The sequence below is a fragment of the Pseudomonas sp. RC4D1 genome, from assembly GCF_018390395.1.
Lineage (GTDB): Bacteria > Pseudomonadota > Gammaproteobacteria > Pseudomonadales > Pseudomonadaceae > Aquipseudomonas > Aquipseudomonas danubii.
Window position 1 is genome coordinate 581,244 of sequence record NZ_JAHBAW010000002.1, and the last position, 22,491, is coordinate 603,734.

Annotated in this window: 14 protein-coding genes; 6 read left to right on the forward strand and 8 right to left on the reverse strand. The window is 61.6% G+C overall.

Going from position 1 to position 22,491, the window contains the following annotated elements; genetic code table 11:
• Window position 1 precedes the first annotated feature (1 nt).
• The 6 genes from KHO49_RS18350 (at window position 2) to KHO49_RS18375 (ending at window position 9,956) form a co-directional block, all read left to right on the forward strand.
• Window positions 2-2,974: a type VI secretion system Vgr family protein gene (locus KHO49_RS18350; RefSeq protein WP_213665587.1), complete on the forward strand. Its 2,973-nt coding sequence runs from the start codon at window positions 2-4 to the stop codon at window positions 2,972-2,974.
• Entirely contained in the window at window positions 2,971-3,414 is a 444-nt protein-coding gene (locus KHO49_RS18355; RefSeq protein ID WP_213665588.1) for a hypothetical protein, read from the forward strand. The genes KHO49_RS18350 and KHO49_RS18355 overlap by 4 nt, the downstream gene beginning before the upstream one ends.
• A gap of 88 nt (window positions 3,415-3,502) precedes the next feature.
• Window positions 3,503-8,224, forward strand: coding sequence for an RHS repeat-associated core domain-containing protein (locus KHO49_RS18360; RefSeq protein ID WP_213665589.1), 4,722 nt, complete (start codon window positions 3,503-3,505; stop codon window positions 8,222-8,224).
• Window positions 8,212-8,535 carry a hypothetical protein gene (locus KHO49_RS18365; RefSeq protein WP_213665590.1) on the forward strand — a complete coding sequence of 108 codons (324 nt, stop codon included), beginning with the start codon at window positions 8,212-8,214 and terminating at the stop codon, window positions 8,533-8,535. Before KHO49_RS18360 ends, KHO49_RS18365 begins: the two co-directional genes overlap by 13 nt.
• A 798-nt stretch (window positions 8,536-9,333) precedes the next feature.
• A complete protein-coding gene (locus KHO49_RS18370; protein ID WP_134928834.1) occupies window positions 9,334-9,612 on the forward strand; it encodes a hypothetical protein in 279 nt (92 codons plus the stop codon).
• An 80-nt stretch (window positions 9,613-9,692) separates the two neighbouring features.
• On the forward strand, window positions 9,693-9,956 hold the full coding sequence (locus KHO49_RS18375; RefSeq protein WP_102881580.1) for a PAAR domain-containing protein: 264 nt from the start codon (window positions 9,693-9,695) through the stop codon (window positions 9,954-9,956).
• A 547-nt stretch (window positions 9,957-10,503) separates the two neighbouring features.
• Here KHO49_RS18375 and KHO49_RS18380 read toward each other — a convergent pair.
• From KHO49_RS18380 to KHO49_RS18415, 8 genes are all read right to left on the reverse strand, one after another.
• A complete protein-coding gene (locus KHO49_RS18380) occupies window positions 10,504-10,737 on the reverse strand; it encodes a DUF465 domain-containing protein (RefSeq protein WP_102864849.1) in 234 nt (77 codons plus the stop codon).
• A gap of 135 nt (window positions 10,738-10,872) precedes the next feature.
• Window positions 10,873-13,539 carry an ATP-binding cassette domain-containing protein gene (locus tag KHO49_RS18385; RefSeq protein ID WP_213665591.1) on the reverse strand — a complete coding sequence of 889 codons (2,667 nt, stop codon included), beginning with the start codon at window positions 13,537-13,539 and terminating at the stop codon, window positions 10,873-10,875.
• A gap of 110 nt (window positions 13,540-13,649) precedes the next feature.
• Window positions 13,650-15,368, reverse strand: coding sequence for an ATP-binding protein (locus tag KHO49_RS18390; RefSeq protein WP_213665592.1), 1,719 nt, complete (start codon window positions 15,366-15,368; stop codon window positions 13,650-13,652).
• Between the two features lie 238 nt (window positions 15,369-15,606).
• Window positions 15,607-16,266: a DUF799 domain-containing protein gene (locus KHO49_RS18395; protein WP_102864846.1), complete on the reverse strand. Its 660-nt coding sequence runs from the start codon at window positions 16,264-16,266 to the stop codon at window positions 15,607-15,609.
• Window positions 16,263-16,634, reverse strand: a complete 372-nt coding sequence (locus KHO49_RS18400; RefSeq protein ID WP_102881584.1) for a DUF4810 domain-containing protein — start codon at window positions 16,632-16,634, stop codon at window positions 16,263-16,265. The genes KHO49_RS18395 and KHO49_RS18400 overlap by 4 nt, the downstream gene beginning before the upstream one ends.
• A 28-nt stretch (window positions 16,635-16,662) precedes the next feature.
• Window positions 16,663-17,322, reverse strand: a complete 660-nt coding sequence (locus tag KHO49_RS18405) for a CsgG/HfaB family protein (RefSeq protein ID WP_110596672.1) — start codon at window positions 17,320-17,322, stop codon at window positions 16,663-16,665.
• Window positions 17,323-17,972: 650 nt separating this feature from the next.
• Window positions 17,973-21,077 carry an error-prone DNA polymerase gene (locus KHO49_RS18410; protein ID WP_213665593.1) on the reverse strand — a complete coding sequence of 1,035 codons (3,105 nt, stop codon included), beginning with the start codon at window positions 21,075-21,077 and terminating at the stop codon, window positions 17,973-17,975.
• Window positions 21,074-22,489, reverse strand: a complete 1,416-nt coding sequence (locus KHO49_RS18415; RefSeq protein WP_213665594.1) for a Y-family DNA polymerase — start codon at window positions 22,487-22,489, stop codon at window positions 21,074-21,076. Before KHO49_RS18415 ends, KHO49_RS18410 begins: the two co-directional genes overlap by 4 nt.
• Window positions 22,490-22,491 lie beyond the last annotated feature (2 nt).

The window sequence follows — 22,491 nt, forward strand, 5'->3', positions numbered from 1 at the left end:
CGTGTCACATCAAATCGATCTGCGCTTTACCTTCGACATCAACGGCATGGAGCTTGATGTCGTCGAGTTCAGGTTGGAAGAAGGGCTTTGCGACCTGTATCGCCTGGACCTTGAGCTGGCCAGCAGCAATCCGGCCATCGACTTTGCCAAGGTTCTGGATCAGACAGCGCTGCTGACCATCTGGCAGGGGACACAACCGGTGCGCTACGTTCACGGACTGGTGAGCGAATTCAGCCAGGGCACCACGGGCTTTCGACGCACCCGCTACCGTGCAGCCGTCGAACCCCAGTTGGCACGAACGGCCCTGTGCTCGGATTGGCGGGTTTTCCAGCAGAAGTCAGTGCCGGAAATCATACAGTTCATACTCAAGACCCACGGCATTACCGACTACGACAAAGTCATCACCCAATCGCACCACGTGCCCCGCGAGTACTGTGTCCAGGCTGATGAAACCGACCTGACGTTTCTTGATCGGTTGGCCGCAGAAGAGGGTTTTTTCTATGCCTTCAGTCACTCGCCCCAAGGCCACCGGCTGATCCATGGCGATCGCCTTTACGTACATGGAGCCATCACCGGCGGTGCTGTGTTGTACAACCACCAGCCAGGAGGTGCCCAGCAGGAACCCGCGCTACGGCGCTTCGAATACCAGGAAAAAGTCCGCACCTCGCGCCAGGTGCAGCGTGATTACACCTTCAAGCAGCCCCGCTACGAGCAGCACCAAGAGCGTGAAGCCAGCGAGCTGGAGCACCAGGACGAATATGAACGCTACGACTATCCCGGGCGTTACAAAACCGACCAAAGCGGCAAGCCGTTTACCAACACCCGGCTTTTGGCTCTGCGTCGTGATGCCAGAACCGCAAGGGTCGAAGGCGACGACCCTCGTTTGCTGCCGGGCCTGGCCTTTGACCTGAGCGGACACCCACGCGCAGACATGAACCGTGGCTGGCGCACCGTGAGCATGGTCCATAGCGGCAAGCAGTACACCAGCCAGCAGGAAGAAAGCGCCGACGCCCAGCAGAGCACTCACTACAGCTATGTAGCGGAACTCATCCCTGACCATATCGAGTGGCGGCCCGCCTCCCCTCCCAAGCCCAGAATCGATGGCCCGCTGATTGCCACCGTGGTAGGCCCGGCCGGAGAGGAAATTTTCTGTGATGAATTCAGCAGGGTCAAAATTCAATATCCGTGGGACCGCGAAGGCAAGCACGACGACCACAGTTCCTGCTGGGTTCGCGTATCCCAGAACTGGGCGGGACAAAACTGGGGGCATATGGCGATCCCCCGGATTGGCCATGAGGTCATCGTCAGCCACCTCAATGGCGACCCGGACCAACCTATCATTACCGGACGCGCCTACCCGGCGACTCACCCCACGCCCTACAAACTGCCCCACTTCAAAACCCTGACCACCATCAAGAGCCATGAGCACAAAGGGGCTCGGGCCAACGAACTGCGGATCGACGACACCACCGGCGAGATCAGCGCGGCGCTGATGAGCGATCACGCGGCCAGCGCCTTGAACCTGGGCTACCTGACCCATCCGCGCCCCAGTGGCGGCAAACCCCGGGGCGAAGGCTTTGAGCTGCGCACCGACAGACACGGCGCGGTACGTGCCGCAGCCGGCCTGCTGCTGACCACCGAGCCTCGGCATCATGCTTCGCAGCACCACAAGGACCTCAAGGAAACCGCCCTGCGTCTGGACGTGGCAGAGAACCAGCAGGACGGTTTCGGCATCATGGCCCGCGAGGTACAAGCCCAGGAATCAGGGGATCAGGACACCGTCGCCAAAGCCCTCAAAGCGCAAAACAAAGGCATCCTCAGGGATGCTCCAGGACGAGCTGAAGCCAACGACTACCCTGAGTTCGAGGACCCTCACCTGGTGCTCGCCAGCCCGGCGGGAATCGCTTCATCCACCCCAGGCTCCACGCACATTGCCAGTGGCAAGCACCTGGCACTGAGCAGCACCGAACACACCAGCCTGTCCATCGGCAACCGGCTGCTGGCCAGCGCCAGTCGGGGCATGCGGTTGTTTGTGCAGAACATGGGCTGGCGACTGGTAGCCGCGGCAGGAAACATCGACATTCGCGCACTCAAGGACAGCATCAACCTGCTGGCCAAGCTCGATATCACTCAAACCGCCGACCGCATCACCATCACCGCCAAGACCGAGCTGGTCATCAACGGCGGCGGCAGTGCCACCGTTTACAACGCAGGAGGCATCACCCACCAGACCACTGGCCAGTACAAAGCCCATGCCGCCGACTTCAGCTATAGCGGCCCTAAAAGTCGGGCTGCGCGTTTCCCTGCACCACCCAAACCCGGCAAGGGCGAGCTTGAGCTGTTCAACAACTACACGGCCAACAGAAGAGCGGTTCAGGGCGGTAGCTTTCAGGTCGAAGATGCATTGGGAAAAATTTTCAAAGGTAACCTGAACGCCAGTGGGCACGCGCTGGTAGCGGGCGCCGCGCCAGGGCCTGCACGCGTCACATTCGGCGTGGACCCCGCAGACACATGGTCCGAAGGGAGCTTCATCGGCACCCAGGACTGGCCACACACACCGCCGAACGCGGCTTCGGAACAGACCAAGACACTGATAGCACAGGCCCTGCAAGCAGCCCCCAAAGAAGGGCCGGGACAATGGGTCACCATCGACAATGACGATCATGGCACCCAGAACCTCGGCGTCATGCTGATCAACCGACTCACCTCAATGGGTGATGAAGGTCGTTTATTCGGCTCCGATGGCAAGGACTACATGAACACCACACGGGACAAAATCCAGGAGTGGCAACCACTTCCTGGGGATGCAAACAAGTGGGCCACCGACAATTCGGCCACTCATACCTATGGCGAAACCCGGAAGATCAAGCAACGTTACCTTGAAGGTGACGATCCATTGCGCGTCGAAGGCCGCTCGTGGCACTGGCAACCGGTGACCGCCGACCAAGTGTTCGAGCCCAAGGAGAAACCGTGAGCAAGCGAACAGCAACTTTCGTCTTCTGGGGATGCATGGACCTGCTTTACGTAGCTCACCATGTCTGGGCCAACCTAGCCAAGGGCCGAATCCCGATCTACGACGATGTTCTGGCATTTCAACAAGTTCAGTTGAGCGATCCCGGCCCGCTGGCCCTGCCACTGTTCAGCCTTGGACTTCTGACGATGGTTTCGATAATCGTCTCGGCCTGGCTGTTTCTCAGTGGCAGTCGTTTTGCTCGTGCACTGGCCTATGTCCAAGTGCCATTTCGACTGATTTTCGTCATGCCGTCATTGCCCTTCATCCCCTGGATTGTGCCGCTAGCGGCTACGAGCAATCCGGTGTTCGGCATCAGCCTTCTGATCCTCTGCGAAGCGGCCAAGGTCGGCACTTTGCTCTGGAGCAAAGGTGTGCAACAGCGTCAGACAGCACCGCCATAATCCTGCCCCCTCTCCTTTTTGAAACTCAGCAAGGCCGCCATCGCCAGATGGATGCGGCCAAGCCCTTTTCATCCCTTGAGTAAGCAGCATGGACAGCACCGATCAAGAACAAGCCCCTCGCGAACCCCAGATTGCCGTCGCGCCATTGAACACCATTGACGCCGCCGATGTGGGCCAAGGCGCCGCCCAATTCGACGCCTGGCTACGCGCCATGAGCAATGACACTGTCACCCTGGAGCGCATCCGCAGCGTTGCCGGTGCGCTGCCTGTGGTGGGCAACATCATTGCGCTGGTCGATGCATTGGGTGACATCGTCACCCTCAGCCGGGCCAGCAAGCGCGAGATGCTCGACTGGGTCAGCCTGGGGATCAACCTGATCGGCGTGCTCCCTGCACCACCGACCATGGCGGCGGCTCGCATGAGCCTGCGTCCCAGCCTGTTTCTGGTGCGTCAGGAACTCAAGGCCACCGGCAAGAGCCTGGTGGGCGATGCATTGATTAGCGTGATCCTGGCTCACCTCAACGCGACCATCGTCGGTGAAATCGACGACTTCGTGCAGCAAGCCGAGGGCAAGATCAGCGGCATCCTCAGTGATGCCGGTGAGCTCGGGCAAAATACCGTTGTCGAAATTGCCAGCGGACTCGACGCTCTGATTCAGGGAAAACTTGATGCCAAAGGAGATGCCGAGGCTGCCGCGCAGCAAATGCGTGATGCCGGCGACCAGTTGGTGCATGACCCCAAGGCCTGCATCAGCAACTTCTTCGGCGCAGTCTGGAGCGCTTACAAGGCCGTCGGCAAAGCTGCAGCAAACACCGCTGCGAAAAACCTGCTCGACGAAAAACAACGACAACTGGCACTGAGCAAAACCAGGGCACTGCGGGAGTTCGCTCCTGAATTGCGCGAGCAGGTGGCCAGCCTGGGTGACCCCGAGACAGTCAATAGCATCGGCAATCTACTGAAGATTCTCTCCGCATCCGTGACCGCCTGGCGTAGCCGGGGCGCCCATGGACACAGCACCAACATCAAGCCCAAGGGAACCAACGAGGCTCGGGATCAGCGCAGTGGCAACCAGCTGGAAAGCCAATCCCGGCAAGGGCCGGCCACCCAGGACCCATCCCCTCAAAAGGCCGGCACCTGCACCGGCACCTGCGGCAGCATCAGTTTTGCCATGGGCAGCGAGATCATTTCCCATACCGATTTCACCTTGCCCGGCCCCTTCCCCATCGACTGGACCCGGACATACCGCTCCAGCCTGAGCGCCTACGACGACGATGAACTGGGCGCACGCTGGATCACCCCCTTCACCACACGCCTGGACCTGATTGGTGATGGTTTGCGCTACCACGCGGCCGATGGGCGCAGTTTCGACTACCCACTGCCCAAGGTGGGTGAGGCCCACGATGATCGAGTGGAAAACCTCACGCTGATTCGCGTCAGCGATGTGCAAATTGCCCTATGTCGCGGCTTCGACCGGCGGGAAACCTATCGCCGCGATGGCGAGCGTTTTTTGCTCGTGCAAATCGAACTGCGTGGCGGTGCCGGCATGCTGCTGGGCTATGAACACCGCATGGGTAAAAAGGCTGTGCTGTCCGACTTGATGACCTATCAGGACGAACCCGGTCAGGTTCATACCCACCTCGGCACACTGGTGGATGAAGACGGGCGCATTACTGGCTTGTGGCTGATGGGTGAAAAAGAATCCCAGCGTCGCCTGAGTCTTTATCAATACGATGTCGCCGGGGACCTGATTCTCGCCCAGGACGAGAACGCCGCGACCTGGACCTACCAGTACCAGCACCACCTCATTACCCGCTACACGGACCGTAGCGGCCGCGGGATGAACTTGCGCTGGCAAGGCGAAGGCCCCGATGCTCGCGCCGTCCATGAATGGGCCGACGATGGCAGTTTCGAAACGCGCCTGGAGTGGGACCGCAATATCCGTCTGACCTACGTCACAGACGCCAATGGCCACGAAACCTGGCACTACTACGACAGCCTCGGCTACCCCTATCGTGTTCTACACCCCGATGGCCTCTCGGAATGGTTCTTCCGCGACGATGCCAAGAACGTCGTACGTCACGTTCACACCGACGGTAGCGAGGATCGCTATGCCTATGACGAGCGAGGGGTCAACCTGCTTGAACACATCCGTCCCGATGGCAACACCGTGCATTACGCCTGGGATGCCCAGGACCAACTGATCAAGATCAGCGACGCTGAAGGGGGTCAATGGAGCCGTGACTACGACTTGCGCGGCAACCTCACCGAGGCCGTCGATCCCCTCGGCAACAAGACCGAATACAAGTACAACCAGATGGGCCTGCCCACTGCCATTACCGATGCCAATGGCAATGAAAAAAAGCTGAAGTACAACGACAGCGGGCAGCTCACCGACTATGTCGACTGCTCCGGCAAAGCCAGCGCCTGGGAATACGATGCCCGTGGTCAACTGATCTGTTTCACCGACGCCCTGGGTCAAAAAACCAGCTACCACTATGACGCCGGCCAGTTGGCCGTCATTGTTCATCCCGACAAGACCGAGGAACGCTTTGAGCGCGATGCCGAGGGCCGGCTACTCGGTCATATCGACGCCCTGGGTCAAGCCACTTCCTGGTCCTACAGCGAAGCGGGACTGCTGACCGAACGCATCGATGCCGCCGGACAAACCCTGCGTTATCAATGGGACCGGCTCGGGCGACTGCAGCGCCTGCAAAACGAAAACGAGCAATACGCCACTTTCGTTTATGACCCGGTCGGTCGCCTGCTTAAAGAAGCAGGTTTCGACGGGCACAACACCCGCTATGAATACGCCCCTGAAACAGGCCGACTTGCCCGGACAATTGATGGCCAGCGTGTCATCAGCCTCGAGTTTGACCCCATGGGCCGACTGACCGAACGCCGGGCGAGCCTAAGCATTGACGGCGCCGTCTCTTCGAAAGCCAAGGAGCAGCTTGAACGCTATGCCTACGATGGCAATGGCAACCTGCTGCTGGCCAGCAACAACGACAGCAAGTTGCAGTTCTTCCACGATGCCGCCGGCAACCTGACACGTGAGCATCAACACTACAGCTGCCTGAAACAACCTCAGGTCGCGGTCTGGCAACACCAGTACGACGCCCTCAACCAGCGCATCGCCACCGTACGCCCTGATGGCCACAAGGTCAGTTGGTTGACCTATGGCAGCGGGCACCTGCTCGGCATGCGTCTGGACGCGCATGAACTACTGGTCTACGAACGCGACGACCTGCACCGCGAAGTCGCCCGACACCAGGGCAACCAACTGCTACAGACGCAAAAGTGGGACACGCTCGGACGTCTCCAGGAACAATGGCTGGGCAGCGGCGACGGCAAGAGCACATTGATCAAGCGTGGTTATCAATACGACGCTATCGGCCAACTGCTGCAAATCGACGACAGCCGCCGCGGCTCGCTGAGCTACCAATACGACCCAGTGGGTCGCCTGCTCAGCGCAACCTCGCGCCTTGGGCAAGAGACCTTTGCCTTCGACCCCGCCAGCAACCTCCTCAACCCCAAAACAGCGGATCTTCCACAACGCGGCCTGCCACGCAGCCGCTTGCTGGACAACCTGCTGCGCGAGTACGCCGGCACCCATTACCAGTACGACGATCGTGGCAACCTCGCCCAACGCCTGCGTGACGGCCAGCGCAGCCACTTCACCTGGGACCTGTTCGACCGCCTGGTGAGCTACCGCGACGACCGTCTACAAGCGAACTATGCCTACGACGCTCTGGGCCGACGTTTGTACAAACAGACCGAGGCTCACTACCAGGACCGGCCGGAGGATGGTTCCGAACTGAACCGGCTCGAGCGCCTGAAACGCAATCGCCAGTTCGATTGCGGCGTGACGCTGTACGGTTGGGATGGCGATACCCTCGCCTGGGAAAGCCGGGCACCGGACAAGGCCGGAGAAGGCGCACGTACCACCCATTACCTCTATGAACCGGGCAGTTTTGTGCCAGTGGCCCAGGCAGTGCACAAGCGATTTATTCCGCTGATCCCGGAGCCCGAATACGGAGCGTTTTACCAACAGGAAAACGACCCGCTTTGGGCCGATGCGCCAAAACCCAAGGAGATCGATGCACTGGCCTGGTATCAGTGCGACCACCTGGGAACACCGCAAGAGCTGACTGATCAGACGGGTGAAGTGGTCTGGAGTGCACAGTACAAGGCTTGGGGTGGGATCAAAGAAGAGCGATCAAGCAACGCTTTGCAGCAAGGGATTGCCAACCCGCTCAGGTTCCAGGGGCAGTATCACGATCCAGAGACTGGGCTGCATTACAACCGGTATAGGTACTATGATCCGGAGGTGGGGCGGTTTGTTAGTAAGGATCCGATTGGGTACGCAGGTGGGTTGAACATTTTTCAGTTCGCCCCAAATCCAGTCGTTTGGGCTGACGCGCTAGGCCTTGCAGGGAAACCTCTGCCAGGTTCCACCAGAGTTAACCGAATTGGAGGAAACTCGGTTGAAAATCTACAACTTAAACCGGCAGAAGCCGCGCTATCTCCTCCCGGAATATCAGTTCTTCACAGTTGCTGTCCTTGTAGTGCGGCGCAACAGATGAGAGACGCGTTCCCGAAAGCTACAGGGCTACACAAAGCATCTGAAACCGTTTCATCAGGAAGCGCAGATGCGATTCGTTCCGCAGGGTTTGATGTTATTGAAGATCCAACAAGTAGATTCCCTAATCATGCTCGAATAATTCATCCTAATGGAGCCGATGGATTCAACAATCAAAATCTCGAACAGCTTTCCGTAGCTCTAGGGGAGAAAAGCAAATGTACAAAATAGAAGAACTTCATTTAAAAGATAAAAATGACAATACGTGCGGAAAAATAAAAATTTCAAAAATATTCGACAACCTTATCGAAGGAGAGTTAATCCCAACGAGCAATTTCGAACAATACACCTCACTTTTTTGCGAGCATGAACATGCAGCCAACCATCAGTTACTAATCGAGACAGACAGACTTGAAAGAGATATTGAGGCATTGGGATTTTATGTTGAGGCAACATATAACTTATCAACCTTACAATTTCGAGCTGTCGATTTACAGATAATGTCTAGTGGAGTGACCCTGAAGATAGAACCGAAGACTTAGCCTACTGAGCTGAAAAACAATGAGTTCTACGGGGACAGCAGCAACCAAGACCTAGTGTCCTGCATCAAAAATAAGTATCCCAGTAGAGCCACGTGGACTTCAAAAGACGGCTGCTGGAGGGGTATGCAGTTGTAGCGTCACTCAGAAATTTTCGAATGATGCTCATAGTGAGCTGGACCCAATGGCACAGAGACGAACGCCTACTAATGCTGGAACATTTGAAGATAAAACTATGGGAATCGCATCAAGTGACAAGACAGCTCCAAAAACACGGCTCCAACTTGTGGAGGATAATGGTCTTAAAGTGATAAATGGCCAGGAGCATGCAGAGGGGGCACTTATGAATGCTGGTGCCAAGCATGTTGATACTAATCGCCCTGCGTGCTTGGATTGCCAAAACAAAATGAAAGAAAATGGGGTAACCACAGACACATCATTTTCTGGAAAGAAGAGCCGAAACAGGCTTTGAGACCTACGAGAGATGAAAAAATTAAAAAACTCAATCAAAATTCGAAAATTCAGTTTTGCGCACTTGCCACTGAACGGTTAAATTTAATTTTTGGGAAATTTTCCACTAAATACAAACTCCCATAAAGCGATTATAAGAAGCTTATAGAGTTTTGCTTTGAAGCGTCCTTATGGCAGGCTGATAACGTTATGACTGACAGGCTACTAGAGAGTTTTGAGGTCTTAATTCCAGACACCGAAGATTACAGTGATATTTTAGTGGACTAGGCTCAGTGTGCTTTTATTTGCACATACTATTGCCTTAGCTACATAAAGAGTCCCGAGCAAAAATTGGCCGACTATGCTCTTCAAAAAGTATCGGAGGCGATTGATATATTGGGCTATGAAGGTGGAGACTCAGAAGCTATTGCACTTGAGGAAAAGAAGTGGAATGAAGAGCTTCTTGAGTACTTTAGAAAGCATGCCCCTTTGTCGGCTGGCGATCTAAGTGCGTTAAGAAACCTCAATCAAAACCATTTAATTCCGGTACTTTTACCCCTTAGAATTTCAAGTTTTCGTTGGATTGGATCGCCTGTTAGTGCGCAGCTACTGCTACGACGCCAGCTCTGACGTTCGTTACTATGACGATAATGTCCAGGAGCTTATTCCCCCTCGATCCATGTCTCCCACCTTTTGAAGGAGTGTATGTAGTGAAAGACATCATTCGTTTAGGCGACTCCACCACCCACGGTGGAACGGTACTTGGAGCCTTCTCCCAAACCAACCTCAATGGGAAGCCCATAGCGGGCGTTGGTCACATGGTGAGCTGCCCGTTATGCAAGGGCGTATTCCCCATAGCAGAAGGCAGTAGTACCTACAGCGTGGACGGTACACCTGTAGCTCTGGACGGCATGAAAACCGCTTGTGGCGCCAGCTTGATTGCGAGTGGCCCCAAGGGTTCCGTAATCAGCTAGTGCTCGTACGCCCCCTCCAGCCCCGTGGCAATAATCCGGATCATCAGAAATACCCATTGTTTACTGATGACTAACACATAGAGAGCGATGGTGGCACATCACCGATCCCGGGTATTTGCCGCATGTGCACCTTCGCCTTTCGCTCACTCATCCCATTACTCCGCTTGTGCTTGCTGTCCGGATGCGTGGCACCTCAGTTCCCATCATCTTCAGCCGACATTGTTCCATTCGAAACAGTCAAGGAAGCGATCCAGAGTACCGTGCCCGTGGTCCGTTACGGACGTTACACCCTCGTCGAGCTGGTTCCAGAGCATCACCAGCGCGACCTACTGCAGCAAGTGGTGGAAGTCACTATCCCTCCCAGACTGGATGCCACCGTAGGTGATGCGCTGCAGCATATTTTGTTGTGATCCGGCTATCAGCTCTGCAACCTGAGAGGTACAAGTCCACTCGCTACCTTGCCCCTGCCAGCGGCTCACTATCGATTAGGGCCGCTGTCATTGCGCGAAGGATTGCTGACGTTGTCAGGCCCTTGTCACAGGGGGGCTCAGGAACGGGCGGTGAGTTTCTCGGAGATCTCATCCTTGATCAGCAGGCGCTTTTCCTTGAGTTTCTTCAGTTCGTCGTCTGCGGCGGCGGCTGCTTCGGCCTTGAGCACCTGGTTGTCGATGCTGGTGTACTTGTCGAACAGCGCATTCAGGTGGGGGTCACTGGCCCGACGCTGTTGAATGTCCTCTTTGCTGCAGCTCAGGTCCTGGTAAAGGTCGTGGATCACCGGCATGGAACACCTCCGTGGTTGATGGCAACAAGGGCTTCATTACGCCCCTGCCAGTGATCAGAATGGGCTTGGCGCCCCGGGTCTGTCGACCGCCAATCAGACCAGCGGTAACCGTTCGTCACGGGCCCCTGTTCTGGATCAATTTCCGGCCAGGGCCTGGGCCAGAAACGCCGCGGTACGGCTGTTGCGCTGCGTGGCCACATGCGCCGGCGTGCCGCAGGCCACCAGGGTGCCGCCCTGGTCGCCCGCGCCCGGGCCGATGTCCATGACCCAGTCGGCCTGGGCCACCAGGCGCATGTCATGCTCGACCACCACCACGCTGTGGCCCGCCTCCACCAGTTTGTCCAACTGTTCCAGCAGACGGTCCACATCCCGTGGGTGCAGGCCGGTGGTGGGTTCGTCCAGCACGTACAGGGTGGCGCCCCGGGCATTGCGCTGCAGCTCGGTGGCCAGCTTGATGCGCTGGGCCTCGCCGCCGGAAAGCTCGGTGGCCGGCTGGCCCAGGCGCAGGTAGTCCAGGCCGATGTCGCGCAGCACTTGCAAAGCGCGACGGATGCCGGGCTGTTGCGCGAACACCGGCAAGGCCTGCTCGACACTCAGTTGCAGTACCTGGGCGATGTTCAGGCCCTGCCAGGTCACGGCCAGAGTCTCGGGGTGGTAACGGGCCCCATGGCAAGTGGGGCACGGGGCGAAGACGCTGGGCATGAACAGCAACTCGACGCTGACAAAGCCTTCGCCCTCGCAGGCCGAGCAACGGCCCTTGGCCACGTTGAAGGAAAACTGCCCGGCGTCAAAGCCGCGCTCCCGGGCGGCGGGGGTGGCGGCAAACAACTTGCGCACCTGATCGAACAACCCGGTGTAGGTCGCCAGATTGGAGCGCGGGGTACGGCCGATGGGTTTCTGGTCCACCTGCACCAGGCGCTTGATCTGCTCCAGGCCGGCACTGACCCGGCCGCCGCTGCTCTGAGGTTCATCGTCTTCCAGGTCCAGCTGCGGCGCCTCCTCGCCGCCGGCCACCTTACCCAGGTGGGCCCCCACCAGTTCCAGCAGGGCCTGACTCACCAGGCTGGATTTACCGGAACCGGAAACCCCGGTCACGGCGGTGAAACAGCCCAGGGGAAACGCCGCGTCCAGGTCCTTGAGGTTATTGCGGGTGATGCCCTCCAGGCGCAGCCAGCCCCGGGGCTGGCGCGGAGTACGCCGGGCCGGGGCCTGTTCGGCAAACAGATAGGCCCGGGTCTGGGAGGCTTCGACGGCTGCCAACCCGGCTGGCGGCCCGCTATACAGCACCTGGCCGCCGCGCTCCCCCGCCGCCGGGCCAACGTCCACCAGCCAGTCGGCGCGGCGCATGGTCTGCACATCGTGCTCCACCACAAACACTGAGTTGCCCGCGGCCTTGAGTCGCTGCAAGGCCTCGAACAGGGCCTGCGCGTCCGCCGGGTGCAGGCCCGCCGAAGGCTCATCCAGCACATAGATCACCCCGAACAACTGCGACCCCAATTGCGTGGCCAGGCGCAGGCGCTGCAACTCGCCGGACGACAGGGTCGGGGTGCTGCGCTCCAGGGCCAGGTAACCCAGCCCCAGGTCAGTCAGGGTGCTGACCCGTTCCAGCAGATCCTGGGCGATGCGTTGCGCGGCCAGGCGCTTCTCCAGGGACAGGTTGGGGGTATGCCGCACATCCGGCGCGCCACGGTGCTCCGGGGCACCCTGGGCATGGCGCTGCTGGCGCGCAGCCCGGGTCTGCGCCTGGCTCAGCACCTCATCACCGGCCGCCGCCAGCTCCAGGTAGTCGGCCGCCGCCACAGGCCGGAGCACCTCGGCCAGTTGCAGCAACGGCAGGCGCGACAGTTCGCCAATATCCAGCCCGGCAAAGGTCACCGCCAGCGCCTCGCGCTTGAGGCGCTTGCCTGCGCACAGCGGGCACGGGCTGCCGCGCATGAATTGCGACACGCGCTTTTTCATCAGCGCACTCTGGGTGTGGGTGAAGGTGTGCAACACGTAGCGCCGGGCACCACTGAAGGTGCCCATGTAGCTGGGCTCCTGTTTACGCTTGAGGGCTTCACGGGTCTGCTCCGGGGTCAGCCCGGCGTACACCGGCACCGTGGGGGTTTCCTCGGTGAAGAGAATCCAGTCGCGCTGCTTTTTCGGCAGGTCGCGCCAGGGAATGTCCACGTCGTAGCCCAGGGTCACCAGGATGTCCCGCAGGTTCTGCCCCTGCCAGGCCAGGGGCCAGGAAGCCACGGCGCGCTGGCGGATGGTCAGCGAAGGGTCCGGGACCATGGTCGCTTCGTTGACCTCATACACCCGGCCCAGGCCGTGACACTCGGGGCAGGCACCCTGGGGTGTGTTCGGCGAGAAGTCCTCGGCATACAGCATCGCCTGCCCCGGCGGGTAACTGCCGGCCCGGGAATAGAGCATGCGCACCAGGCTGGACAAGGTGGTTACGCTGCCCACCGAAGAACGCGTGCTCGGCGTACCGCGCTGCTGTTGCAGGGCCACCGCCGGCGGCAGGCCGTCGATCCGGTCCACATCCGGCACCCCCACCTGATCGATCAGCCGTCGGGCATAGGGCGCCACCGATTCGAAGTAGCGGCGCTGGGCCTCGGCATACAGGGTCGAGAAGGCCAGGGACGACTTGCCCGAGCCGGACACCCCACTGAACACCACCAGGGCATCCCGGGGAATGTCCACGTCGACATTCTTCAGGTTGTGTTCGCGGGCGCCGCGCACCCGGACAAAGCCGGAACTGTGGGTGGGCAGCGTGCTCGTCAGGGGATCACGGGGGGCGTTGCGCGAAGAAGTCATGGACCTGCCTGGAGTCGAAATTCGGGAAGTGTCGCAAACGGCGCGAGCGGCGATCATCACACAACCTGCAGGTGCCGGGGCAAGCCCTGAAGCGGCGGCGCGGAAAGGACTCAGGCCCCCAGCAAGGAGCGCACCATGGCGCTCAGGTCCTCGGGGCCGTAAGGCTTGCTCAACAGATGAGTGTCCGGGCTGAGCTGATGATTGCGCGAAATCATGTCCCGGGTGTGCCCCGAGGTGAACAGCACCGCAATCGGCGGTGCCTGGGTCCTGGCCCAGGTGGCCAGGTCGGTGCTCTTGATCCGGCCGGGCATCACCACGTCGGTGAAGATCAGATCGACCTTGAGCCCTGCCATCAGCAATTGCATGGCGGCATCGCCATTGGCCGCGGTACGCACCCAGTAGCCCTCGTGCTTGAGCATTTCCACCGCCGCGCTGCGCACATCGGCGTTGTCCTCCACCACCAGGATGCGTTCCTGCCCTGTTGGCCCACGCGCCGGGCAGGCCGATGCACGCTGGGCCTCCTGAGCGACACTGCGGGCGAAATACATCTGCACCCGGGTGCCTTGCCCGGGAAAGCTGAGGATGTCGATATGGCCGCCGCTCTGCTTGACGAACCCAAACACCATGCTCAGGCCCAGGCCAGTGCCATGGCCGTCGGACTTGGTGGTGAAAAACGGCTCGAAAGCCTGCTTGAGCACTTCAGGGGACATGCCGCTGCCGCTGTCGGCCACGGTCAGGCGCAGGTACTCGCCGGGGTTGATGTCCTTGCCGGTACAGAAGCTGCGGTCCAGCAGCAGATTCTCCGCGCTTATGCTGATGGTGCCCTCGCCACCCATGGCGTCCCGGGCATTGATTGCCAGGTTGAGCACGGCGTTTTCCAACTGATTGCGGTCCACATGGATGCACCAGGGTTGGTCGGGCAGTTGCACCTTGATAGCAATGGTTTCACCCAGGGCGCGCTGCAGCAGTTCACCCAGCCCCTCGTACAGATGGCGCGGGTTGTAGATCGCCGGCGACAACGGCTGGCGCCGGGCAAAGGCCAACAGTTGGGCCGACAGCTTGGCCCCGCGCTCCACCGCCGCCAGTGCGGCTCCGGTACGGCGCTGCACATTGGCGTTGTCCGGCTCATGGCGGGCAAGCAGGTGCAGGTTGCCGGAAATCACTTGCAGCAGGTTATTGAAGTCATGGGCCACGCCACCGGTGAGGCCGCCAATGGCTTCAAGCTTCTGCGCTTGACGCAACTGCTCCTCGGCGCTCAGCCGTGCATTGACCTCCTCCAGCACACGCTGCTCAAGGTTGCGGGTCATTTGCCGCAGATCATCTTCGGCGGCCTGCCGGCGCTGCTCGGAAATCACATGGGCGGTGGTTTCCACGACGATGGCAATGACCCCGGCGGGTGCCTGGTCGTCACCGGCCACCGGGCTGTAGTAGAGGTCCAGCCAGACGTTTTCCGGTTCGCCGTTGCGCAGCAGCACCAGTTCCTTGTTGCGGTAGGACAAGGTGCCGCCACTGAGGCAGGTGTTCATCACGCCGCGATTGAACTCGGCCACTTCCGGCCAGCCCAGCTCCACCGCGCAGCCCAGCAGATAAGGGTGGCGCCCGCCAGCGAACACCGCGTAGGCATCGTTGTAGATCATGTAGCCCAGCGGCCCCCAGAGCATCACCATCGGCACCGGCGAGCCGAGCATCAGTTGCACCGTGCTGCGCAGGCTATGGCTCCAGTGCTGCAATGAACCCAGGCTGGTGACGGACCAGTCGAAGGCACGGATGCGTTCGGCCATCTCGCCTTTCCACCCCTGGCACCCGTGATGATCTGATAAGAACGGCATGAACGGACTCTACGAAAAACGTGATACAGCATGGGTTTTCAAGAGGTTGCGCACAGCCTCCAGAGCCTTTGAGCACGGCCCGGGCGGATGGTTTCACGGTTTTCAGCCCTGGACCGGAAAACCTGGACACGCCCGGTTCAACAGCACTGAAGAGACAGGATAGGCGATCCCGGCCAGTCCAGGAGGACGCCAGCAAGCGCCTCCCAGACAATGGGCGGATTGCCCGCCCGCAAGGACCTCAGTCGGTGCCGTATTTCGGCGAGCGCGGACCGTACAGCAGACCGGTGCGTTGCCCGGCCGACAGCAGGCGCTGGCTGGTGATGCCGGCGATCGGGTGCCCGGCGTCGGTGGAGGTGTTGATGATCTGCTTCACCGCGGCAGTGATCAGCATGCCCACCAGGCCGCCGCTGTTGCCGCTGTTGCCTTCCTCGCTGGAGGCGCGAGCGCTGCCGGTCCATAGGGTGGTGCCGGTCTTGAGGTCCACCAGGGTGGCGCTGGCGGTGACCACGGTCTCGCTGCTGATCAGCATGTAGCTGGTGCCGTATTCCTTGACCGTGATGTACAGCCCGGCGTCGGCACCGAAGATCTGGTTGAGCTTGGCCGGCGACAGGCCATGGATGTCCGCCGGGTTGGTCAGGCCGTTGTGGCGGAAGGTTTCATCAACCACGGCAATCGGCATCACGTAGTAACCGGCTTCGGCCAGGGGAAAGGTCACCTGGGACAGCATGCTGTAGGTGGCCTTGACGTCCGGCGACTCATTGAGCGGCGGCAGCACCAGGATCGACTTCGGCCGGGCCTGCTTGTAGGCCGAATAGTCCACGGTCTTGGGCGCGGCGCAGCCCACCAGCAGGCTGACGCTCAACAGGCCCAGGAGGTTGCGCAAGGTGGTGAAGTTCATTGGGCGGCTCCCTGCTTGGCGTTCTTCAACAGAAAGTCCATGTACGAGGCGGACTCGGGGAACAGCGCCTTCTCGGTATTGAACTGCTGCACCATCTGGTCATCCTTGCCCAGGCCCGCGTAGAGCATGCCCAGGTGAGCGTGGTAACCCGGCGGCACCGCCTTGCCGGTGGACTTGATCTTCTGCAGGTCGCGCTCCAGCGCCTCGACCTGGGCCTCGCGGGCTTCCTCGCCCTTGAAGTATTCGTAGGTCTGGGCCTGATAGGTTTCCCACTGGTACAGCGTCTTCGGCCCGCTGCAACCGGCCAGCAAAACGCTGCCCAGCAAGGCGCCGGCCAGCAGTGGCCGCGCGGTGATGGTCTTGAACATGCTTACGTCTCCCTGTCAGCAATATTGATCAGCGGCCGGGTTTCCAGGCCCCGGTATCGATGGCTTCGACCATGCGGTTGACCGCCTCGCGCATGGCCAGGTCCAGCACCTTGCCGTTGAGGGTCGAGTCGTAGGAAGCGGTGCCGCCAAAGCCGATCACTTCACGGTTGGACAGGGCGTACTCGCCGGCGCCCTGGGTCGAATACACCACTTCGGAAGTGCTGATATTGACGATGTTCAACGCCACCTTGGCGTAGGCCACCTGGGTCTTGCCGCGGCCGAGAATACCGAACAGCTGGTGGTCGCCGGTTTCCTTGCGACCGAACTCGGTGACGTCGCCGGTGACCACGAAATCTGCGCCCTTGAGTTTCTGCGCCTGGCCCTTGATCGCCGCTTCCTGCTGGATCTCGCCCATGTTGTCGCGGTCCAGCACGTTGAAACGGTTGGTCTGCTGCAGATGGGTGATGAGGATGGTCTTGGCCTGACCGCCGAGGCGGTCGACGCCGTCGGAGAAAATCCCGCGCATGTAGCTGGAACGGTTATCGAACTTGCCCACCGCCATCGGCACCCGGGCCCCGGTCCACACCTGGCTGGCGCTCTGGACCTTTTCCACCGGCAAGGCGCGGGAGCTTTCAGTGGCGCAACCGCTCATGCCCGTCAGCACCGCCAGTGCTGCAGCGGACAACATCAACTTCGAGATCACTCTCACTCTAGGTTCCTTTTTGAGTATCCATTTGGGTGCACCGTGTAGATGCACTTTCGCCCTGCCGTAAGTCTCTGGCCCCAGTCTGTGCGGGCTCGAAAAGCATCGGCGGGACGTTCTGAAACTTGATGCAGGGGGCATCATCGGCGGCGATTATGCCAAAGCGCCATCAGGCCGAAAAGGAATAAAAAATCATTAGCGTCCACCTGTGATCGCTCGCAAAACCTCGGGCCGGGATCTGTGTCGCCGCTGCCGCAGACTGCGAACGGCTCCGCAGGAGACGCAAAGTCCTGAGATCGCTAGAGGCCCGGCGGCAGATCGCCAAGCAAGGCCCTACGGGCCTTTGCGCAGCCTCGCCAAAGCTCGGCAGCGGCTACAGGTCAGTGCCGAGCCAGGCTTTTGTAGCCGCTGCCGCAGGCTGCGAACGGCTCCGTAGGAGACGCAAAGTCCTGAGATCGCTAGAGGCTCGGCGGCAGATTGCCAAGCAAGGCCCTGCGGGCCTTTGCGCAGCCTCGCCAAAGCTCGGCAGCGGCTACAGGTCAGTGCCGAGCCAGGCTTTTGTAGCCGCTGCCGCAGGCTGCGAACGGCTCCATAGGAGACGCAAAGTCTTGAGACCGCTAGAGGCTCGGCGGCAGTCAGCGAAAGTCCCGACTGCGCACGCTGATGCCATCCAGCAACGGGCTCAGATCCGTCAGGCGCCCGGCAATCAGGTGGCGCACTTCACCCACGGTTTCCAGGGTGCCGTCGACCTTAAGCAACTGCGAACCCACCAGCACCCGACGCTGGCGTTCGGCCAGGTCGCGCCAGACCACTACATTGACGTTGCCGAACTCATCTTCCAGGGTGACGAAGGTCACCCCGCTGGCAGTGCCCGGGCGCTGGCGTCCGGTGACCAGCCCGGCCACGCTCACCGAACGCCCGTGCTCCACCTCCAGCAGTTCCCGGGAACTGCGGCAGCGCCGGGCCTTGAGCTGCGCGCGCAGCAGCGCCAAAGGATGGGGCCCCAGGGTGGTGCCGAGGCTGTGGTAATCGGCCTGCAAGTCTTCGCCGACGCTGGGCCGGGGCAGGTTCACCGGGGCTTCCTCCTGGCGTGGCAGCTCGGCAAACAGCCCCAGTTGCTTCTCCACCCCGGCCACTTCCCAGCGTGCCCGGTAGCGATCCCCGGCCAGCGCCCGCAAGGCGCCGGCATCCGCCAGCAGCTCCTGGGCGCGGACATCGAGCCGGGCGCGCTCGGCCAGGTCGGCAATATCGACAAAGCCCCGCTGCCGGCGTGCGCTCTCGATGCGTTGGCCGTCCTCCTGGCGAAAGCCCTTGATCATGCGCAGCCCCAGGCGCACGGCCGGCTGCCCGGACAGGCCCTTTTCAGCGCGTCCGGGTTGGACAGAAAGCGGCTCCAGGCTGCAGTCCCAGTCACTGGCGCTCACATCCACCGGCAGGATCTGCAGACCGTGGCGCCGGGCGTCCTGGAGGATTTGATCCGGACTGTAGAAACCCATCGGCCAGCTGTTGATCAGGGCGCAGGCGAAGGCCGCCGGTTCGTGGCACTTGAGCCAGCAACTGGCGTAGGTCAGCAAGGCAAAACTGGCGGCATGGGATTCGGGAAAGCCGTAGCTGCCAAAGCCCTTGATCTGCTCGAAGATCTGCGCCGCGAACTCGTCGCTGTAACCGTTCTTGCGCATGCCTTTGCGCAACCGCTCGCGGTGCGGCTCCAGGCCGCCATGGCGCTTCCAGGCGGCCATGGAACGGCGCAACTGGTCGGCCTCCCCCGGGGTGTAGTCGGCAGCGACAATGGCGATCTGCATCACCTGCTCCTGAAACAGCGGCACGCCCAGAGTTCGCTTGAGCACCGCTTCCAACTTCGGCGACGGATACGTCTCCGGCTCTTCACGGTTACGCCGACGCAGGTAGGGATGCACCATGCCACCCTGGATCGGCCCGGGGCGGACGATGGCCACCTCGATCACCAGGTCATAGAAGTTCTGCGGCTTGAGCCGGGGCAACATCGACATCTGCGCCCGGGACTCGATCTGGAACACGCCAATGGTGTCGGCGCGGCCGATCATCTGGTAAGTGGCCGGGTCTTCGGCCGGAATGCTGGTGAGGCTGTAGCGCTGGCCACGGTAGCCGTGGATCAGGTCGAAGCAACGGCGGATGGCGCTGAGCATGCCCAGGGCCAGGATGTCCACCTTGAGCAGGCCGACCATGTCCAGGTCGTCCTTGTCCCACTGGATCACCGTGCGCTCGGCCATCGTCGCGTTTTCCACTGGCACCAGATGGTCCAGGGGCTGCTCGGAAATCACGAAGCCGCCGGGGTGCTGGGACAGGTGCCGGGGAAAGCCGATCAATTGCCCAGTCAGGCTCAGGACCCGGCGCAGCACCGGGCTCTCGGGGTCGAACCCGGCCTCCTGCAGGCGCTCGACACTGGGCGGCGTATCGCTCCAATGGCCGCAGCAGTCGGCCAGGGCATTGACCTGATCCGGCGGCAGGCCCAGGGCCTTGGCCACATCGCGCACCGCCCCGGCACCGTGGTAGGTGCTGACCACCGCGGTCAGCGCCGCGCGGTGCCGGCCGTAACGCTGGAACACGTACTGCAGCACCTCTTCGCGGCGCTCGTGCTCGAAATCGACGTCGATGTCCGGCGGCTCGTTGCGTTCCCTGGACAGGAAGCGCTCGAACAACAGGGTCGAGCGGTCCGGATCGATCTCGGTGATACCGAGGGCGAAACACACCACCGAGTTGGCCGCCGAACCCCGGCCCTGGCAGAGAATGTGCTGGCGCCGGGCAAAATCGACGATGTCGTGCACGGTGAGGAAATAACTCTCGTAGCCCAGGTCGCAAATCAGCGTGAGCTCCTTGTCGATCTGCTTCAGCACCTCGGCCCGAGCCCCGGCCGGCCAGCGGCGCAGAATGCCGCGCTGGGTCAGCACCCGCAGCCAGGACCCGGCGTCATGCCCCTCGGGCACCAGCTCCCGGGGGTATTGGTAGCGCAGTTGGCCGAGGTCGAAAGCGCAACGCCCGGCGATGGTCAGCGACTCGTCGAGCAGGGTTTGGGGATACAGCCCTTGCAGCACTTCGATGGGCCGCAGGTGACGCTCGCCATTGGCGAACAGCCGCTGCCCGGCCTCGGCCACCGGCAGGTGATGGCGGATCGCGGTCATGGTGTCCTGCAGCGCCCGGCGCCCACGCACATGCATGTGCACATCGCCACAGGCCACGGCCGGCAGCCCCCATTGCGCAGCCAGGGCCAGCCGCTGTTGCAGGCGCTGGGCATCGTCCTGGCCGCAATGCAGTTCCAGCGCCAGCCACAGGCGCTCGGGGAATATCTGGCGCAGCCAGTGGCCGTGGTCCGGCGCCGGGCCATCGTCCGCCAGCCACAGGGCCAGTAGCCCCGGCAGCGGTTCGGCAAAGTCTTCGCGCAGCAGGCGATAGCTGCCCTTCTCGGCCCGGCGCCGGGCCCGGGTGATCAACCGGCACAGGCCCTGGTAGCCCGCCAGATCCTCCACCAGCAGCACCAGCCGCGGGCCGTCCTCGACCTGCATTTCGCTGCCGATGATCAGCTTGAGGCCGGTATCGCGTGAGGCCTGCCAGGCCCGGACAATCCCCGCCAGGGTGCATTCATCGGTGATCGCCAGGGCCTGATAGTCCAGGGCCTTGGCGCGCTGGAACAGTTCCTGGGCGCTGGAAGCTCCGCGCTGGAAACTGAAGTTGGACAGGCAGTGCAGCTCGGCGTAAGCCCTCATGCGAACCAGCCTTGCAGGAGCAAGGGCCCGGGCTCGCCGACCTGACGATAGGCCCAGCCCTGCTGGCCGGCGCAGGTTTCGATCAGGTAATAGTCGCGGCGCACATCGGCGCCGTCCCACCAGCCGGACTCGATGCGCTCCGGGCCCATGAGAATCCGCACGCTGCCTTCGTTCAGGGCCTGGGGTTCAGTGAACAGCCAGCCAGGACGGCGCAACCCGGGGCTGGCCGGACAGGGGCGCGGATCAGTCTGGGGCTGCCAACTGCGCTCCGGCCGGTGATCGGCGCGATGCCCCAGGCCCTGCACCGCGTCATCCCCCAGGCGCGCCCGCAGGCGTTCGCGCAACTGCTCCCAGGGCAGGTTCTGCTGCGGACGCGGATCGAACAGTTCAGTGTGCTGGGGCACGAACAGCGGCAAGTCCTCGGCCACCAGCCGCAGGTTGCGCACCGGCGCCGGCACCTGGATCTGCTCCAGGCGTCCGCGGGCCAGTTCAAACAGCATCGCCGGATCGCGCTCGGCACTGAGCAACCCCACCGGGATCAGGGTGTCGGCACCTTCGGCATGTTCCAGGTGCAGGGCGAAACGCTGCACCCCGCTGTCGCGGCCACAGAGAAAGGCCGCCAGATCGGCGGTCAGCCGACGCAAGGGGAACAGCAGCGCCTGATGAGACAGCACATCGAAATTCAGCTCGATGCGCAGGTCGAAACGATCCGGCGGCTGATAGAACGCCAGCCCCAGCGGACGCTCGCCGAGCAAGGTGTCCAGGTGCTTGAGCAAGCGGCCGTCAAAACGCCGGGCCAGACTGGACCGGGGCAGCTCGCGCAGTTGCTCGAAGCTGCGCACCCCCATGCGCGACAGGGCCGTGGCCTGCTCCGGGGCCAGGCCCAGGCGCTCGATGGGCATGGCCCCCAGGGCCTGGACCAGGGCCGCGCAGTCGGCCACCGCCAAGCCGTCATAGGCATTGGCCAGGACCCGGGCCGCCGCCGGGTTGGGCGCGGCGACGATGCGATGACGAAAGCCCAGGGCCTGCAACTCCCGGCGCAGGCGCGCCTCCAACTGCGGCCAGGGGCCGAACAGGCCCAGGCTGGACTCGATCTCCAGCACCAGGGTACGGGGGTAGGCAACGCTGACCTGGGAGCTGAAACCGTAGGCCCAGGCGGCCAGAAACTGCTGCCAGTGCTCGATCTGCTGCGGGTCGTATTCGGCGCTGGCAAAAGCCTTGGTCAGGGCCTGGGCAGCGGTCAGCGATTGCCCGGGGCGCAGGCCCAGCTCGCGGGCGGCGCCATTCACCGCCTGGATCACTCGACGCTGCGGGGTGCCACTGAGCAGCGCCAGGGGCGCCTCGGGTTCGGCGCGCTGACGCAACACCGCGTCCAGCGCCAATTGCGGGAACAGAATGCACACCCAACGCATGC

What these genes read in the sequence shown, in the direction of transcription:
- KHO49_RS18365 (WP_213665590.1), top strand. Translation starts at nt 8,212, where the DNA reads ATGTACAAAATAGAAGAACTTCATTTAAAAGATAAAAATGACAATACG.
- KHO49_RS18390 (WP_213665592.1), bottom strand. Translation starts at nt 15,368, where the DNA reads ATGCCGTTCTTATCAGATCATCACGGGTGCCAGGGGTGGAAAGGCGAG.
- KHO49_RS18395 (WP_102864846.1), bottom strand. Translation starts at nt 16,266, where the DNA reads ATGAACTTCACCACCTTGCGCAACCTCCTGGGCCTGTTGAGCGTCAGC.
- KHO49_RS18410 (WP_213665593.1), bottom strand. Translation starts at nt 21,077, where the DNA reads ATGAGGGCTTACGCCGAGCTGCACTGCCTGTCCAACTTCAGTTTCCAG.
- KHO49_RS18385 (WP_213665591.1), bottom strand. Translation starts at nt 13,539, where the DNA reads ATGACTTCTTCGCGCAACGCCCCCCGTGATCCCCTGACGAGCACGCTG.
- KHO49_RS18415 (WP_213665594.1), bottom strand. Translation starts at nt 22,489, where the DNA reads ATGCGTTGGGTGTGCATTCTGTTCCCGCAATTGGCGCTGGACGCGGTG.
- KHO49_RS18400 (WP_102881584.1), bottom strand. Translation starts at nt 16,634, where the DNA reads ATGTTCAAGACCATCACCGCGCGGCCACTGCTGGCCGGCGCCTTGCTG.
- KHO49_RS18360 (WP_213665589.1), top strand. Translation starts at nt 3,503, where the DNA reads ATGGACAGCACCGATCAAGAACAAGCCCCTCGCGAACCCCAGATTGCC.
- KHO49_RS18380 (WP_102864849.1), bottom strand. Translation starts at nt 10,737, where the DNA reads ATGCCGGTGATCCACGACCTTTACCAGGACCTGAGCTGCAGCAAAGAG.
- KHO49_RS18405 (WP_110596672.1), bottom strand. Translation starts at nt 17,322, where the DNA reads ATGTTGTCCGCTGCAGCACTGGCGGTGCTGACGGGCATGAGCGGTTGC.